1 protein-coding gene is annotated in these 365 nt (G+C 27.7%); it reads right to left on the bottom strand.

Annotation, left to right across the window (positions count from 1 at the left end; translation table 11 throughout):
• Positions 1–60 precede the first annotated feature (60 nt).
• Positions 61–365: HNH endonuclease (locus tag SB725_RS30325; protein ID WP_410923046.1), on the bottom strand; the 305-nt coding region annotated here is incomplete at its 5' end.

Genomic DNA, 365 nt, shown 5'->3' with positions numbered 1-365 from the left:
ATGTATTTTATTGTTTTAGTAGAAATAGTTGTTCCTAGATATATATGTAAATTAAAATTATTACTTATAAATCTCAAGAACATAACCACTTTTAAATTGTTTCCATTTTTGATGTAGTGCTTCTACAGATATTAAGCTAATTGTTTCTTTTGTCAATTTTTTGTTATTGAAAATAAAATATTCAGAAGTCAGAAGGTTAGAGGATAATTCAACCTCAAAACTTTTAGGATTAATAGCTATTAAATTAAGATCAAAAAGTGTATGAATATCTGCCCGTAAAAGAAGACCGTTTGATTGATGATTATCTTTCACTCCCCGGTACGGACTAATATGTGCAGCCTCTAGAATCTCTATGACTTTACAAT

The sequence above is a fragment of the Pseudomonas sp. SIMBA_041 genome, from assembly GCF_046535095.1.
In the GTDB taxonomy this organism is placed as follows: Bacteria; Pseudomonadota; Gammaproteobacteria; order Pseudomonadales; family Pseudomonadaceae; genus Aquipseudomonas; species Aquipseudomonas mucoides.
This window is presented reverse-complemented; position numbering and strand designations above follow the sequence as displayed.